At 67.4% G+C, this 16,498-nt stretch carries 13 protein-coding genes and 1 pseudogene; 7 read left to right on the top strand and 7 right to left on the bottom strand.

Annotation, left to right across the window (positions count from 1 at the left end; genetic code table 11):
- Positions 1-15 precede the first annotated feature (15 nt).
- The gene (locus tag H9651_RS06210; protein ID WP_191718406.1) at positions 16-1,146 is read left to right on the top strand and encodes a glycosyltransferase family 4 protein; all 1,131 of its coding nucleotides are present in this window, start codon (positions 16-18) and stop codon (positions 1,144-1,146) included.
- Here the strand turns inward: H9651_RS06210 and H9651_RS06215 are convergent.
- Genes H9651_RS06215 through H9651_RS06235 form a run of 5 tightly spaced genes read right to left on the bottom strand, consistent with a single transcriptional unit; the run spans position 1,114 to position 8,094 of the window.
- Positions 1,114-3,060, bottom strand: a complete 1,947-nt coding sequence (locus H9651_RS06215; protein ID WP_191718407.1) for a DUF6541 family protein — start codon at positions 3,058-3,060, stop codon at positions 1,114-1,116. The two genes, H9651_RS06210 and H9651_RS06215, sit on opposite strands and share 33 nt — an antisense overlap.
- Positions 3,061-3,095: 35 nt before the next feature.
- A complete protein-coding gene (locus tag H9651_RS06220; protein ID WP_191718408.1) occupies positions 3,096-4,367 on the bottom strand; it encodes a hypothetical protein in 1,272 nt (423 codons plus the stop codon).
- A complete protein-coding gene (locus H9651_RS06225) occupies positions 4,364-4,750 on the bottom strand; it encodes a DUF2304 domain-containing protein (RefSeq protein ID WP_191718566.1) in 387 nt (128 codons plus the stop codon). Before H9651_RS06225 ends, H9651_RS06220 begins: the two co-directional genes overlap by 4 nt.
- A complete protein-coding gene (locus tag H9651_RS06230; RefSeq protein ID WP_191718409.1) occupies positions 4,750-5,484 on the bottom strand; it encodes a glycosyltransferase family 2 protein in 735 nt (244 codons plus the stop codon). The genes H9651_RS06225 and H9651_RS06230 overlap by 1 nt, the downstream gene beginning before the upstream one ends.
- 36 nt (positions 5,485-5,520) lie before the next feature.
- Positions 5,521-8,094: an LGFP repeat-containing protein gene (locus H9651_RS06235; RefSeq protein WP_318244782.1), complete on the bottom strand. Its 2,574-nt coding sequence runs from the start codon at positions 8,092-8,094 to the stop codon at positions 5,521-5,523.
- Positions 8,095-8,359: 265 nt separating this feature from the next.
- Here H9651_RS06235 and rfbA point away from each other — a divergent pair, with 265 nt between their 5' ends.
- Genes rfbA through H9651_RS06250 form a run of 3 tightly spaced genes read left to right on the top strand, consistent with a single transcriptional unit; the run spans position 8,360 to position 11,643 of the window.
- Positions 8,360-9,229 carry a glucose-1-phosphate thymidylyltransferase RfbA gene (gene rfbA / locus H9651_RS06240; protein ID WP_191718411.1) on the top strand — a complete coding sequence of 290 codons (870 nt, stop codon included), beginning with the start codon at positions 8,360-8,362 and terminating at the stop codon, positions 9,227-9,229.
- Between the two features lie 3 nt (positions 9,230-9,232).
- A complete protein-coding gene (gene rfbB / locus H9651_RS06245; protein ID WP_191718412.1) occupies positions 9,233-10,234 on the top strand; it encodes a dTDP-glucose 4,6-dehydratase in 1,002 nt (333 codons plus the stop codon).
- On the top strand, positions 10,234-11,643 hold the full coding sequence (locus H9651_RS06250) for a sugar nucleotide-binding protein (protein ID WP_191718413.1): 1,410 nt from the start codon (positions 10,234-10,236) through the stop codon (positions 11,641-11,643). Before rfbB ends, H9651_RS06250 begins: the two co-directional genes overlap by 1 nt.
- 20 nt (positions 11,644-11,663) lie before the next feature.
- On the opposite strand, the gene H9651_RS06255 is transcribed toward H9651_RS06250, so the two are convergent.
- Positions 11,664-12,575 (bottom strand): glycosyltransferase family 2 protein, encoded by a 912-nt coding sequence (locus H9651_RS06255; protein WP_191718414.1) that lies wholly within the window; start codon positions 12,573-12,575, stop codon positions 11,664-11,666.
- The gene (locus H9651_RS15010) at positions 12,569-14,260 is read right to left on the bottom strand and encodes a glycosyltransferase (RefSeq protein ID WP_191718415.1); all 1,692 of its coding nucleotides are present in this window, start codon (positions 14,258-14,260) and stop codon (positions 12,569-12,571) included. Before H9651_RS15010 ends, H9651_RS06255 begins: the two co-directional genes overlap by 7 nt.
- Positions 14,261-14,393: 133 nt before the next feature.
- Here H9651_RS15010 and H9651_RS06265 point away from each other — a divergent pair, with 133 nt between their 5' ends.
- The 3 genes and pseudogenes from H9651_RS06265 to H9651_RS14695 all read left to right on the top strand — a co-directional run bounded on the left by H9651_RS06265 (position 14,394) and on the right by H9651_RS14695 (position 16,488).
- A complete protein-coding gene (locus H9651_RS06265) occupies positions 14,394-15,260 on the top strand; it encodes an ABC transporter permease (RefSeq protein WP_191718416.1) in 867 nt (288 codons plus the stop codon).
- Positions 15,244-15,981 (top strand): annotated as a pseudogene (locus tag H9651_RS14690) (ABC transporter ATP-binding protein); the annotation flags it as partial. The gene H9651_RS06265 and the pseudogene H9651_RS14690, both read left to right, overlap by 17 nt.
- 66 nt (positions 15,982-16,047) lie before the next feature.
- Positions 16,048-16,488, top strand: a complete 441-nt coding sequence (locus tag H9651_RS14695; RefSeq protein ID WP_225216491.1) for an S-layer homology domain-containing protein — start codon at positions 16,048-16,050, stop codon at positions 16,486-16,488.
- The last annotated feature ends 10 nt before the right edge of the window (positions 16,489-16,498 follow it).

Raw genomic sequence — 16,498 nt, forward strand, 5'->3', positions numbered from 1 at the left:
GTAGGCTGATGCACCATGCCTCGCGTTCTGGTCGACCTGCTCTCGTACTCCGGAACCAAAGGGGGGATGGAGACCTACACGCGCGAGCTGTACCGCGCGCTGGGGTCCCTCGGCGGCGACTGGGAGTACGTCGGCTACCTCAGCAAGGAAGGCGCGCTGCTGGACCGCTCGTGGTTTCCCGGCCGCATCATCGAATCGGGGATCAGCGGCGAGAACCGCTTCGCCTGGGCGTGGGGAGAGCTGACGCAGGTCTCCCGCGCAGCACGCGACGCCGGTGCCGACCTCGTCCACGCGCCGGCCACCTTGGGCCCGCGCAAGACATCGATGCCCACGGTGGTCACGATGCACGACATGCTCTACTGGAGCCATCCCGCGTACATGTCGACGCCCCTGTATACGGCGCCGGTCAAGCTGATGGAGAAACTCGCCGCGCGTAACGCCGAGCGCATCATAACCATCAGTCCGGAGTCCGCCGACGAGATCGTGAAGTACCTCGGCGTCGACCGCGGCCGGCTCGATGTGATCCCGCTCGCGGGATCGACGCCCGAAGGCGTCGATCGCTCCCGCGCAGGTTCCGAGGGTCCGCTCGTCATCGCGATGGGCAATCGCCGGCCGCACAAGAACTGGGGCGGGCTTGTTCGCGCCGCTGCGCTGCTGCCGCCTGCAGAGCGCCCCCGCGTCGTGATCACGGGCGGACGTGGAGAAGACCCGCTCATTCCTCTCGTGAGGGAACTCGGCATGCAGGACAGCGTCGACCTGCGTGGCTGGGTGGACGATGACGAGATGCGCCATCTGTATTCGACCGCCGACGCCCTGGTGATTCCCTCCTACGCCGAGGGGTTCTCCCTCCCCACGCTGGAGGCGATGGGAGCAGGCATCCCGGTGCTGCTCAGCGACATCCGCGTGCACCGCTACGTGGCGGGAGACGCGGCGCGCTTCTTCGCACCCGACGACCACGCCGCCCTCGCCGCGCTGCTGCGTCAGGTGACCTCCGACTCGGCGATGCGCGAATCGATGACCGCCGACGGCCGCGCACGGGCCGCCGGATTCACCTGGCAGCGCACCGCAGCGGAGACGCGGCGGAGCTTCGAACGAGCGCTCGGGATGACGATGTCAGGAGACGCCGCAACCGACCACGCGGTATAGCGCCGTGTCGCCGATCCTCTCGACGAGTTCCACGTTCTCCGATTCGTCGAGAGCGTCGAGCCCTTCGTAGACCTCTTGCTGGTTGTTGATCTGCTGATCCCCGAAGTCGAGGATCCACCTGACGTCGAGCCGCTCCGCCGCCTCGCACGCCGGGTCGTCGGCAGCGGCCGAGTCGAACCCCTCGAGGAAGAGCCGCATGTCGGGATCGACATCCATCAGCAAGTGCGGCATGAGGACCGGGCGTCCCGCGAACGCGTAAGCCAGCCCGGCACCGGTCCAGGGGCTGCCGGCCACCAGCTCGTCTTCCGGCACGGTGTCGGCCACGACGCGGAACATCTCGATTTCATCCGGGGTGAGCATCCATGACTCGTCCGAGATCGCGTAAACGCTCTTGGCCTGGTCCATGGCGTCTCGAATCGCGCTGCCCTGCGTTCCCACCGCCAGCGCTGCGGCTGCCACGACGGCGACGGCGGCCACCGCGGGACGAGGCAGCGGCTCCCGGCGCCGCTCCCATGCGCGCTTCGCCGCATCCCACGTGCTCTGCACTCCGAGAGCCGCCAGCGGGAGGGTCGCCAGCGGATACAGCGCTGCGAGCCTCGGGATGTTGTTGTACCAGGGCCCGGTGATCATCAGCCGCAGCAATTCGCTGGTGCTGGCCGCGACGATGACGTACAGCACCCCCGCCATCAGCCACAGCCCCAGCGCGGTCCAGGCCAGCGCATCACGGCGGCGCACCGCGGCGACGATGCCGACCACGGAGAACACCGCGACGACCGTCGCGACCGGCATGAAGTACACCGACGCCGTCAGCACCTCTCCGACCGCCTGCCCGATGCTCTCAGCGATGGGCCAGTAGATCTGGTCCGCCGGCGGGCGAACGATCCCCAGTGCGATGAACCCCAGCACCGCATAGACGGCCAGCGCGCCGCTGAGCAGCCACGCGCGCGCACGGCCGAGCCCGGAGCGGAAGGCTTGGACGGCCGCGACGACGACGACGGGTACCGAGAATGCTAGGAGCGAGACAAGACCACCTGGATGCGCCACCGACATCCCCGGAACCACGCCCACCAGCACCAGAAGCGCGGCCCACCGCCCGAGCCCGTCGCGAGGGCGCACCACGCCGACCAGACGCACGAGCCCGGCTACCGCCACCGGAAGAACGGCGTAGGAGAGGAACATCGGGTACAGGACACCGTAGTTCAGCAGCAGCAGGGGGAATGTCGGGAACGCGGCGGCGAAGACCCCGGCCGCGACAGTGAGGACCGGCCGAGACCCGAACAGTGTCCGCGTGAGCAGAACGGCCCCGAGGGGCCAGATCGCGCAGGCCGCGACGAAGCTCACCGCGTTGATCGCGACGGGGATCGAAACCCCTGTGAGCTCCACGACCAGCGCGGTGAGCCCATGCCAGGCGCTCGGATAGAACCCCAGGGCGCCCTCAGGCGATGTCATCCGGCCGAGGGTGAAGGGCGAAGCACTCTCCGTATCGATCACCCAGCGCACCGCGTTCAGATGGAACACGTTGTCATACGACTGCGAGAAGGCCTCCGGCGAGCCTGTCACACGCACGAGCTGGAACGCGACGAGCGCACCGCCGATGAGCACGGCGACCACGACGGGCCACCAGTCGCTCCGGCCACCGGTCCGCGCTTGACGGGTGGCGGGGACTACAGCGACGAAGACCGCGATCACCACAGCGGCGAGGGCGGTGACGGCGAGGACCGGCAGCGGTCCCCAGGGAATGCCCAGCGCGGGCGCTGCGATCGCTGCTGCCGCCAGGGCCGTCAGGCCGAGCGGAGCGGCCGCCGCGGCGAGCCAGAGGCCGCGCAGCCGCAGAGCGACACCGAGCACGAGGCCGGGCACAGCGAGCACGAGAGCACAGACCACCACGGCGGGCACGAATGCGACATACGACAATGCGGGAACTCCTCAGCTCGTGACCCCGAACGACTTTACTGCACCGCGTCGTCGGTTCCCTGTGCGCGTCCCCGCTGCAGCGCTGCCCGCCACAGCACGAGGCAGTGCCAGGTCACTCCGGCGAGGGGGGCGATGATCATCGCCATCACGAGACGCTCCTCGTACCGTCCGGGCAGGAGCAGGAAGACGACCGTCAGCACAGCGGACGCGATCCAGCCGACCGAGTACGCCGCGTGGCGCCCTGCGCTCAACAGAGCCGCGCCGGTCACCGTCAGGAGCCCGACGAGAGCGGCCCCGGCCACGACGGCGGATACGAGGTACGGCGTCACCTCGAATCTTCCGGACGTGATGACGGCGATCACGGGCGGGCCGATCACACCGCCCGCGAGGGCGAGCACGCCCGTGGCTCCCAGTGCCGCCGCCAGCAGCGCCGCCAGTCTGCGCGGCACGAGCCCTCCGCCGTCCCTCAGCCGGGCGACCAGATAACTCTGCAGCGCCTGGAGCGGTACGACGATCGGCGCCCGCGTCACCGTGATGGTGAAGATCAGCGCCGCCGTGACGCTCGCAGGCTCCGTGGAGAAAGCGACCTGCAGCAGCAGTGGCAGACCGGTGATCATCAGGCCCATGGCCGTAGCGGCTACGACGGTGTGGGTCGTGTTGCGCAGCAGTCGCGGCGTGTCGACATCGATCACCAGTCGCCCTGACACGCGGCCGCGGTAGAGCAGCCACACTAAGCCCGCCGCCAGCACGAACGGAACCGACACCAGTACTTCGAGCACCGCGGAAGGCGCGCCCAGCAGGAGTGCGCCGACCACCAGCGCCGCCCGCAGCACCGCGTCCACGAGGGTGAGCAGAGCCGCTGCTGCCCAGAGGTGCAATCCGTAGACCACGCCGGACAGGATGGCGACGGCGAGGTATCCCAGGGAACCCACCAGCAGCGCCGCGCCGGTGACCATCCCGCGGGACGGACCGACCGTGAGGATCTGCGCGACGGTGATCGCGAGGACCACCAGGAGAAGCGCGCCGATCAGCGGCATGCTGTATCGACCCAGCACCGTGCCGGCGGCGTCAGAAGCGCCCGCGGACCGCCTCGGCGCGGACGCGCGCGTCACCTCCTGCTGAACGCCCGACATCGCTGAGACGAGCAGGTAGAGGAGCGACCAGTACGCCGCGAATGCCACGTACTGCTGGGCGTCGACGAGCAGGATGCCGGCCGTGAGTTGGATGACGTATCCGAGGACCCCTGCGATGCCGGTCGCCGCCAGGATGCCGACCAGTCCCCGCCGCAGGGCCGACCCGGGCTTCATCCCGGGTTGCTCTGGGTGCCGGAATCAGAATCGTTCGGCGCCGGCGCCGAACGGAGCTGCTCGACCTCGGCGCGCAGGATGGCCACATCCTCGGCGACGCGGCGCACCTCATCCTCGGCGTGGGACAGCTCCCACGAGAGATGAAGGGCGACGCCGATCAGCAGCACGATCGCGAGCGCGAACAGCAGGTTGGACGGCACCGCTACGCCCAGGGCTTCGGAGAGTCCCACGAGAAGGCCGGGGAAGAGGGCGAGGACGAGGAACGCGATGCCGATCAGCAGCCACAGCGTCGCATACTTTTCGCGCAGCTGACGGCGCAGCAGGAGCACGAGGATGAGGCCGAGGACGGCCAGCCCGAAGACCAGACCGGAGATGACGAGGATCACGCGGGCACCTCCTCTGCACTGCGTCGGCCGCGCATCAAGGCGAGACTGAGGGCGAAGACGGACCGCACGAGGTACACGGCAGCGCCCAGCGGTCGCTGACTCGGGGTCCCGTGCGCGCGGGGTCTCATCGCCACGGGGACCTGGGTCACCGTCAGACCGGCGTGGAGCGCGCTGACCAGGGAGTCCACCGTGTCCCCGAGGTACTCAGCGGGGTAATAGTGCACGTACTGGTCGATCGCCCGCGGCCCTGCGGCGCGGAATCCGCTGGTCACATCGGTGAGACGAGTGCGTGCCACACGCGAGACCGTCGCCGCCAGAAAGCGCATCGCCCAGCGACGAGGTCCGCGGGCCTCGTAGTCCCCAACGTCGGCGAACCGTGCGCCGATCGAGATGTCGGCGGTCTGCAGTCCTGCCAGCACCTTCTCGATGTCGGCCGGATTGTGCTGGCCGTCGGCGTCGACCTGGATCGCCCGACGGTAACCGCGACGCTGCGCGTAGGTGAACCCGGTGCGCATTGCTCCCCCGACGCCCATGTTGAACGGCAGCGGCAGCACGACCGCACCGGCCGCATGCGCCTGCGCCGCAGTGTCGTCGGTGGATCCGTCGTCGATCACCACGACGTCGTACGGGCCGTCGGTGGCGAGGATCTCACGCACCGTGGTGCCGACGATCCCCGCCTCGTTCCACGCGGGCACGATGACGAGGACGCGGTCGGTCGAAGAGGATGACATCAAAGCCAGCGTACCAATTCGATCCCGTACGCCCGGTCACCGCACCTCATACGTTCCGTTCGCGCGCAGCACGAGGATGCCGTTCTGGAACCGCTGCTGCCAGAAGCCCGCGCCGGACGTCTCGTTGCCCAGCGGCCACCCCAGAGGACCGGTCTCGCCACCTCTGCGCAGGTACTCCGCACCGAGTGCGCCGCGGGCGACGAACGCGCCTGTTCCGGAGACGAAGAGCGAACCGCCGTTGAAATCCTGACGGAACCCCCCTGCTGTAGCGTACTCGTTGCCCTTGGGAACCCCGAGCACGCCCCCTGAGGCACCCAGCGAGTCATAGAAGGTCCGGAGGTATCCCCTCGTGTAAAACGCGCCGGAGCTCGTGATGTACATCGTGGCCTGCGTGAACGGCTGGTATCTCACTCCCGTGCCGGTCCGAGCGATCGGACCGAGCGAGAACCCGAGGAACTCGACCCCACCCGCCGCAGTGAACGTGTCGTACACGGCTCCGCTCACGACCGACGCCGGCGCTCCACGGGGGACGAAGACCACACTCTTCTCGAATACCTGGGACCACCCAGGTGTGCTCTCGACTTCCGCCGCCAGGGGGAAGCCGAGGGCCGACGGACCGCCTGCGTTGAGATAAGTCCGCAGCGTGACTCCGACCACCGCAGCCCCGGTCCGTCCGTCGGGGGCGACGAAGATGTCGCCCCCGACGTACGACTGCTTCCACCCGCCCGCCAGCGTCGCACTCGCCGCCGTGGTGGGCCAGCCCAGTCGGCCCGTCGGACCGCCCGCTGCATCGTGGGCGGTGGCCACTGCCGAGGGAACGGCCACCGTCGCCTTCGTGCTGCAAACGATGCGCCCGCCCTCGAACTCCTGGACGAAGCCGCCGTTCACGGTCGTCTCCGGCCCTGTCGCGGCCCCGAGGTAGCTTCCTGCCGCGCCCATCGCGCGGTAGGAATTGCCGATCGCACCGGCCACCGTGAAGGCTCCGCCGCGTCCGGTCGTCAGCGTCGTGCGGCCGAAGTCCTGCGAAAGCGACGCTCCCGCTCCACGCTGCGGACCCGTCGGGTAGCCGAGCACCGCGGTCCCGCCGCCGGACTCCAGAGCGGCCGCGAGGGCGGTGACCGCGTAGGTGCCGGCAGACGTCGAATAGATCGTGCCACCCTGGAAGGTCTGCACGCGGGCCGTGCCCTCCGACTTCTCGGCGCCGGTGGGTGCGCCCAGCGCACCGGTGATGCCGCCCGCCGCTGCGTAGGCGTCGTGGATCGCCCCCCGCACGGTGAGCGTGACCCCACCCGACCGCAGCAGCAGTGCCTGCTCAAGTGCGATGTGCTGTCCGGCAGCCGTCGTGCCGACGCTGACCGGCCAGCCGAGCTGCGAAGGCCCGCCCGCTCCGACATAGGCGGAGGTCAGGGCCGCATCCAGCGCCACGGTCGCCGTGGGCCCCTGGAAGATACTGCCACCATCGAAGTCCTGGCGCGAGCCGTCCTGGTAGCGGTACGCACGGTTGGAGGGCCATCCGAGCGTCCCGCCGATGTTCCCTGCGGCCTCGTACACCTCGTTGATGGGAGAGGCGACCGCGAAACCCCGACCATCCGACGGACGCACGTAGACGCGGCCGCCGCGGAAGTCCTGGTACCAGCCGCCGGCGGCGGCGTAGACCCCGCCTGCGGGCCACCCCAGTCCGCTCGCCGCCTCACCGACGAGCCGATACTCGTCACGAGTTCCACCGATCGTCGGAAAGACCTGGGTGCCGTTGACGGCGAAGTACAAGTCCGCGCCCGCGAACCGCTGCGACCACCCCAGCGACGGCCACGAGCGCATCGCAGCGGTCGCCGACCCCACCCATCCCTCGTCCGCGCCCTGTGCCTGCCAGTACGTCGCGATCGCGCCTTCCACGGCGTACACAGGCGTCCCGAACCAATCGGTGAACAATTGGTAGAAGTTCCGATTGCCGTAGCTGGAACAGCCGTCGCCCTCGCCGTACCCCGCGCGCAGAGCGGCGGCATTGGGCTGGTACGGCGTGTAGTAGTACAGCGCGGCGGTGGCCTTGTTCGCGACGTAGACCGGAGAAGATCCGCACGAGACGTTCGGGTGGTACCGCACGTTCCAGGTCTTGCCCGGCGCGTACCAAGTGAAGTAGTTGCTCGTCCCCGGAGGGTTGGCGTACCGCTTGAGCTGCCAGGCTGCCCCGTGCACCTGGTTGAAGAATCCGAAGTAGCGAGAGTCGCACGCGGCGGTATCGGGACAGCCCTGTCCCATCGCGATGCGGTATTGCGAGTCGTACGGCCACGTATCGGAGACCAGACTCTGCTCTTTCTCCAGCATCACCAGCAGCGCCTGCGGGTTGATGCCGCATGCCTGGGCGACCTTGTGGATGATGCGCGCGGACGATTCGACGCCGCCCCCCGCGTACGCGTTGCACATCGCGTCGGCGGGAATGCTTCTCGTGATGTCGGTCTTGCTCTTGAGGCAGACGTAGCCGGAGCGGCAGGTGGGCACCTTGCCGTTGAGGAAGGACTGGATCTGCGCCTCCGTCATCGTGTTCGGGTTGTAGAACACGGCATCGGAGATGATGTTTCCGGGCTGGAACTTCGTCAGGTCAGCAGTCTTCACCACCGTGGCTCCCGCCGCGGGCGCGGCTCCTGCCGCTGGAGACATGACGAGTCCACCAGCGAGCACCAGGAGCGCCGCGAGAACGGCCGCTACCGCGCGGAAGCGCGGTGTGGCGCGCGAAGAGGAGGGGGGCATGAGTCAAGTGTTGCGGAAGTTACGAAATATCACCAACGATGCGGCGCCGTAAAGGGCCCGCGACGAAGTAAACGTCCCTCGACCGGCGCATCCGTCTCGTCGGTATGCCGGGGTGTGGAACGATGGACGCGTGAAGGGCATCATCCTCGCCGGCGGTTCCGGCACGCGTCTGCATCCGATCACTCTCGGCGTCTCCAAGCAGCTGATCCCGGTGTACGACAAGCCCATGGTCTACTATCCGCTGTCGACACTCATGCTCGCGGGCATCGACGAGATTCTGATCATCACAACCCCGCACGACGCCGCTTCCTTCGAGCGCCTGCTCGGCGACGGGTCGCAGTTCGGCATCTCGCTGACGTTCGCTCAGCAGCCCTCCCCCGACGGACTGGCGCAGGCCTTCACGATCGGCGCGGACTTCATCGGCGACGACACGGTCGCCCTGGTCCTCGGCGACAACCTGCTCTACGGTCCCGGGCTCGGTTCGCAGCTCAAGCGCTACGCCGACATCGACGGCGGGGCGGTCTTCGCCTACTGGGTAGCCGAGCCCTCGGCGTACGGAGTGGTGGAATTCGACGACGCCGGAGTCGCCGTGTCCCTGGAGGAAAAGCCCGCATCACCCAAGAGCAACTACGCCGTTCCCGGCCTGTACTTCTACGACAACGACGTCGTGCAGATCGCGCGCGATCTCCAGCCCTCCGCCCGCGGCGAATACGAGATCACCGACATCAACAAGGCCTACCTCGAGGCGGGCAAGCTCCAGGTAGAGGTGCTGCCGCGCGGCACCGCCTGGCTCGACACCGGCACGTTCGACCAGATGCTCGACGCCGGGGAATACGTGCGCACGATGGAACGCCGCACCGGGATGCGCATCGGCGTGCCCGAAGAAGTGGCATGGCGCCAGGGGTTCCTCTCCGACGCGCAGCTGCGCGAGCGGGCGGAGAAGCTCGTGAAGTCCGGATACGGCAGGTACCTGCTCGACACCCTGGAGAGAGGCCGCTAAGACATGTCGCGCAGACTGCTCGTGACCGGCGGTGCCGGTTTCATCGGCTCCAACTTCGTCCACCACGTCGTGGAGCACACCGACGACCACGTCACGGTGCTCGACAAGCTCACCTACGCCGGCAACCGCGCGTCACTCGCGGGACTGCCCGAGGACCGGGTGCGCTTCGTTCAGGGCGACATCGCTGACGCGCCGCTCGTGGACGAGCTGTTCGCGCAGACGGATGCCGTCGTGCACTACGCCGCCGAGTCGCACAACGACAACTCCCTGCACGACCCGCGGCCGTTCCTCGACACGAACATCGTGGGTACCTACACGCTGCTCGAAGCCGCCCGCAAGCACGACGTGCGCTTCCACCACATCTCCACCGACGAGGTGTACGGCGACCTGGAGCTGGACGACCCGGAGCGGTTCACCGAGAACACTCCGTACAACCCGTCTTCCCCTTACTCCTCCACCAAGGCGGGAAGCGACCTGCTGGTGCGCGCCTGGGTGCGCTCCTTCGGCGTGCAGGCCACCCTCAGCAACTGCTCCAACAACTACGGGCCCTATCAGCACGTGGAGAAGTTCATCCCGCGCCAGATCACGAACGTGATCCGCGGCATCCGCCCCAAGCTCTACGGCAAGGGCGAAAACGTGCGCGACTGGATCCACGCCGACGACCACTCGTCAGCGGTGCTGACCATCCTCGACAAGGGCGTCATCGGCGAGACCTACCTGATCGGCGCCGACGGCGAGAAGAACAACAAGGACGTCGTCGAGCTCATCCTGACCCTCATGGGGCAGCCCGCCGACGCGTACGATCATGTCACCGACCGGGCCGGGCATGACCTGCGCTACGCCATCGACTCCACGAAGCTGCGCACGGAGCTCGGCTGGATGCCGCGCTTCGAGGACTTCGAGGCGGGCCTTGCGTCGACCATCGACTGGTACCGCGAGAACGAAGCCTGGTGGGCACCGGCGAAGGACGGCGTCGAAGCGTTCTACGCGGCGAAGGGTCAGTGATGACCGAGTACGGCAAGGCGCTCGCACCCACCGAGACGCCGATCCCCGGGCTGGTCATCTGGGATCTCCCCGTGCACGGCGACAACCGGGGCTGGTTCAAGGAGAACTGGCAGCGGGAGAAGATGACGGCGGCGGGGCTCCCCGACTTCGGGCCCGTCCAGAACAACATCTCCTTCAACGACGCCGTCGGCACCACCCGCGGCATCCATGCCGAGCCCTGGGACAAGTGGGTCTCGGTCGCCACCGGTCGCATCTTCGGCGCCTGGGTCGACCTGCGCGAAGGACCGACGTTCGGAGCGGTCTTCACCGCCGAGCTCGACCCGTCGAAGGCGATCTTCGTCCCGCGTGGTGTCGGCAACTCCTACCAGACGCTCGAGCCCGACACCGCGTACACGTACCTCGTCAACGACCACTGGTCACCCGAGGCGAAGTACACCTTCCTGAACCTCGCCGACGAGACCGCGGCCATCGACTGGCCGATCCCGTTGGACCAGGCCGAGCTGTCCGCGAAGGATGCCGCGCACCCCCGGCTCGCGGACGTGGTGCCGGTCTCGCCGAAGAAGATGCTCGTGCTGGGAGCAGGCGGCCAGCTCGGACGCGCCCTGCGCGCCGAGTTCGGCGAGGCCCCGCACATCGAGTACGCCGATCGCGCCGAGCTGGATCTCGCCGCTGCCGGCCTCGACACGGCCCGTCGCTGGCGCGACTACGACACCATCATCAACGCCGCCGCGTACACCGCCGTCGACCGCGCCGAGACGGCGGAGGGGCGAACGGATGCCTGGGCGGCGAACGTGACCGGCGTCGGCGCACTATCCCGCGTGGCGGCCGCGAACGGCATCACCCTTGTCCACGTCTCCAGCGACTACGTCTTCGACGGCACGAAGACGGTGCCCTACACCGAGGATGACGCCGTGTCGCCGTTGGGCGTGTACGGGCAGACCAAGGCCGCCGGCGACGCGCTCGTCGCGACCGTCCCCCGCCACTACATCGTCCGTACCAGCTGGGTGATCGGCGACGGGGGAAACTTCGTGCGCACCATGGCCTCGCTCGCCGAGCGCGGGATCGATCCGAAGGTCGTCGACGATCAGGTGGGTCGCCTGACGTTCACCGACGATCTCGCCCGCGGCATCCGGCATCTGCTGTCGTCACGCGCACCATTCGGGCTGTACAACGTGACCGGCACCGGCGCGCCCCTGAGCTGGGCCGATGTGGCCCGTCACATCTTCACGCTCAGCGGGCATGAGCCTGCGCGCGTCTCCGGGGTGAGCACCGAGGAGTATTTCCGCTCCGCCGATGCACCGGTGGCCCTGCGCCCTCGCAACAGCGTCCTGGATCTGAGCAAGATCCAGAGCACCGGGTTCACCCCCAGTGACGTCAGCAGCATGCTCGCGGCGTACCTGCGCGGCTGACCCGCGTCCGATCCTCGGCGCTAGGTCGCGGTCGTCGGGAGCGGCTCGGGGTAGCGGACCTGAGGGTTGAAGGTGATTCCCGCCAAGAACTTTCGCGCCAACGCCCAGCGCAGCCGCCAGGGCACGCGACCTCGGTGCAGACTGACGAAGAGTCGCGCACCGAATTCCAGGAAGTAGAGCAGGCTGCGGTGGTGCAGCTGGTAAGACGCCTCGTTGCGGACACCGTACGCGAACTTCCACAGCGTCTGCGGAGTGACCATCGCGAAGTTCACGCCCTTGTTGTCGCCCATGTCGTGGACGACAACGCTGTCCAACACTTGAACCCCCGGGCAGCGCGCGGTCAGCCGGAGCGTGTACTCCCGGTCGTCGAACCAGATGAAGTACTCGGAATACGGCAGCCCGTACTGAGAGATCACCCATCGAGGGATCAAGACGGAGACGAACGAGCAGGTCGAGACCATGACGTTCTGTTGACCACGGACCAGCAACCGCCCCCAATCCCATGTGGGCACCGGGTTGTTCATCTCGCAGATCTCGCCGTCGGTGAACTTCACGACGGAGCAGGCGAAGGGCACGTCGGCTCCGAGTTCGGCGACGGCGCCCTCGAACCCCCGCACCAGAGCTTCAAGCGCGCCCGGCTCTGGGTAGCAGTCGTCATCCATGATCCAGACGTGGTCGGCACCTGCCGTATAGCCACGCAGCATCCCTTCCGAGAAGCCGCCGGCTCCGCCGGTGTTCTCCCGCATCGTCACGATCTCGATCGGCAGGTCGAGCTCGAGAGATGCCAGGTAGTCGGCCGTCCCGTCGGTGGACGCGTTGTCGACGACGATCAGTCTCTCAACGGGATGGGTCTGCGCCTCGATCGACGCCAGCACCGTTCGGAGCTTCTCGAGACGATTGAACGTCACCACGACAGCGGCCACGGTCACCACGTACTTACCTCCTCCGCGAACCACTGGCTCGCTGACGTCACTTCGTGAAGATGCTTCTCCGCCGCGCGCTCATCGAGCCACAGCTGCTCTCGTGCCGCTTCGTCCCCCGCCAGCCAGGCGACACGCTCCGTCAACTCGCGCACGGCACGATGCGCCCTGCGCGCGACGAGCGCTCGCGGGGGGAGGACATCGCGCTGGGCACCGACATCCGTCGAGACGACCGGAACCCCATGGGTGAGCGCTTCGAGAGTGGTCAAAGTCAGGCCCTCATTGTGCGAGGACACGACGAGCAGATGCGAGCGCTCGAGAGTGGCCGCAACGGGATCCGCCGACGAGCGTCGTTCGATGACGTCCTGCAGTCCGCCGGCGGCGATCATGCCATCGACCCAGCCCGCCAGTTCGCCGTCGCCATGCATGATGAAGCGGATGTCGCGGTGTCCCCGCGCGCGCAGCCGGGAGACGGTCTTCACGAACAGTTCGGGGCCCTTCTGGCGTGCCATCCTGCCGACGAAGGCGACGGTGAACGGCTCGCCGGGTTGCCGACGACGGAACGACATGTCGCTTTCCCCAGCGGTGAGGCCGGCCAGCGGTGCCATGAGGACCTTCTCCGCCGGCAGCGCCTGCACGTCGACGAGGAAGTCCTTCAGAGACGGGGAGATCACGTGGTGGGTGGTCAGGTATGCATCGACGATTGCGCTGCTCACGGGGTAGCCGCCGCCGCGATATTCCACGATGTGCGTCGAATCGACGATCGGGATCGAAGGACGCGACAGTCGCATCCAGGCCACCCGGTCGTACATCCACTGGTTGTGGTGCACCACGACACCCCGGACATCGAAGTTGGCGAAGATGCCGCGCAGTACTTCCTCCACCCCGGGGGTCTGCGACGACGTGGTCGCCTCCGAGAAAGGCACCAGCACCGCACCGTCGAGCTCCTGCCGCTGAATCCACGGCTGGTGCGAATCACGGCTGGTCATGACGATGGGAAGGAATCCGGCTTCACGCGCCAGTCGGATGGATTCGAGGGCCCAGTGCTCCGCACCGCCGAGTTCGAACCAGTGCAGGCCGAAGATCACGGCGCGCGGTGCACCCTCGGGTGCGGAAGGTGCCATCACGATCTCGGAGTCTTCGTGGATGCCGCCGGGTGCGAACAGTGATGGATAGTCGAGGCGCGCGATGGGAGCGTGCAGGGGCTTCCGATGGCGCAGCAGCTCGATGTCGCGGAGCGTGTCGTACGCCAGCGGCCAGCGGGTGCGCACGGCCCGCGCCGCTCGGCGCAGGCGCCCCCGCGCGACGTCGCGCGGGGGATCGGCGCTCAGAACAGCGTCGCGCGTAAGGCGGATGTGCCTCGTGCGTCCCGCCCGCAGCTCTTGCGCCGGACCTTCGGCGGCGATGGGCTGCCGGTTCTCGGCGGGAACCAGACTCTCGATCTCGAGGCTGAAGAGCCGGTTGCGATATGACGTCGCCAGACCATGGAATGTCGTGTCGTCCGTCGTCCGCGGCAGCTGGTGTGCATCCCCGTCGTAGACGTGGACCTCGAGCACACGCGATGGCGCGACGAGCGCGTGGAAGTTGAGCGCGCCGACGAGCAGACGGCGCTCGCGTTCGGAGAGGTCGTTCGGAATGTCACTGCCACTCACGATGCGGAAGAGCGCGGGCTGGCCGAGTTCAGAAGTGGGGTTCACTGGGGTCCCGGTGGAGCGTCGATGGGCGGCGGAGGTCAACTTGGGGAGCTTACCAGCGCCCTGACTCAGCGACCTGTGAGCGGGTGCGCATAGTATGTAACGGCCGCCGGCGCCGTATGACTCGAAGGAAGCGATGCCCCCCTTGGTTCCCGATTCCTCGCTGATGCAGGATCCCGGTCGTAGTCTCGGAGTGGCGGACGTTTTCCGTCGCCGCTACTTGCTCTCCCTGCTCGTGCGCAAGGAAGTGCAGATTCGCTATCGCGGGTCGGTCCTCGGTTGGGTGTGGTCTTACGTCAAACCGCTGGTGCAGTTCGCGGTGTTCTTCGTCGCACTCGGTGTGTTCCTCGGCTTGAACAAGCAGATCGATTTCTATCCGATCTACCTGCTCGCAGGAATCACCGTCGTGACGTTCTTCAACGAGGCGTTCTCCAACGGAACACGATCGCTCGTCGACAACGCGGCGCTCATCAAGAAGATCTTCCTTCCCCGGGAGATGTTCCCCATCGCGAGCGTCCTTGTCGCGACCGTCAATGTGCTCCCGCAGATCATCGTGGTCGTTGTGATCGCGCTCATTTTCGGTTGGGCGCCGACTGTCGCCCACATCGCTGCGCTTGTCGTGGCGCTCATGATCATCGCTGTACTCGCGACAGGCCTCGGTCTGCTGTTCGGTTCCATCAACGTCACGTTCCGCGATGCGCAGAGCTTCGTCGAGATCATCGTGATGATGGCGGTGTGGGCCTCCCCGGTGATGTATCAGTGGCACATGGTGGCCGACCAGATGCCGGAATGGCTGTTCGTGCTCTACCGGCTGAATCCGTTGACTGCGGCCGTCGAACTGTTCCACTACGGGTTGTGGTCCCCCCTCGATCCGCGCGGGGCCGAGATGCTTCCGGGTCTCTGGCAGTACGCGGGCTACGCTGCGCTCCTGTCCGCTGCCGTGCTGGTGATCGGCCAACTGGTCTTCCGTCGTCTGGAGGGACGCTTTGCGCAGGATCTCTGAGCAGCCAGGACTTCCCAGCATCGTCATCGACGGTGTGCACAAGAAGTTCTCGCTCCGACACACCCACTCGTTCAAGGAGACGTTCGTCGCTGCGGTTCGCCGCAAGCCGCTGTCGACGAGCTTCCATGCACTGGCGGGGGTTTCCTTCGAAGTAGCCGAAGGCGAGGCAGTCGCACTGCTCGGTCTCAACGGATCCGGCAAGTCGACACTGCTCAAGCTCATCTCGGGCGTGCTCCGCCCCGACTCGGGCAATGTCCTCACCCGCGGTCGCGTCGCCGGCCTCATCGAGGTGGGCGCGGGGTTTCATCCCGACCTCTCCGGCCGCGAGAACATCTACCTGAACGCCGCCATCTTGGGCATGTCCAAGAAGGAGATCGATGCACGGTTCGATGAGATCGTCGCGTTCAGCGAGATCGAACGTTTCATCGACACCGAGGTCAAGCACTACTCCTCCGGCATGTTCCTGCGCCTGGCCTTCTCCGTGGCCATCCACACCGAGCAGGACGTGCTGCTGATCGACGAGATCCTCTCTGTGGGAGACGAACCCTTCCAGAAGAAGTGTTTGGCCCGGATCCGGGAGTTGCGCGCGGAGGGCAAGACACTCGTGGTCGTCTCACACGACCTCGAGATGGTGTCTGCGCTGTGCGACCGCGGCATCCTCCTGCGCAACGGAAAGGTCCTCTACGACGGTTCCTCCACGGACGCGGTCGAACGACTCCGCCGACTGGGCACGTCGCCGTTCGCCGACGTGCCACGCGATCACGCGCTCCTCCCCGAGATCCTCGACATGACGGAACGCGGAGTGCTGGATGTGAGCGAGGATGCCGCCGGACGCCGGCTCTTCCGCCCGGCCGATCCCATCTCGCCACGCACGCTCAGCGAGGCACTGGCTGCGCTCGGCGCCGCCCCAGCAACATCGGCGGTCGCGCACAGCGTGGCATCCGACGCGGCAGACACCATCATCGACCGCGGAACGCTCGCTGAGCTCCTCTACCTCGCCGCCGGACGCCCCCGAACCGCCGCTGGGACGAGCTCACCATTCCATGACGTCAGCGTCTCGCACCCGGCGTTCACGGCGATCAGCTGGCTCCGTGAGGTAGGCATCACGAGCGGTTGGGACGACGGCTACATTCTTCCGAGCTTCCGTCCGGAGACCCCCGCCACTCGCGATGCGGTCGCCGCCTTCCTGGCCCGGTGGGAGCCGATCGCGCTACAGCGCGAAGACTGACCCGCGACGG

Source organism: Microbacterium pullorum (assembly GCF_014836535.1).
GTDB lineage: Bacteria > Actinomycetota > Actinomycetes > Actinomycetales > Microbacteriaceae > Microbacterium > Microbacterium pullorum.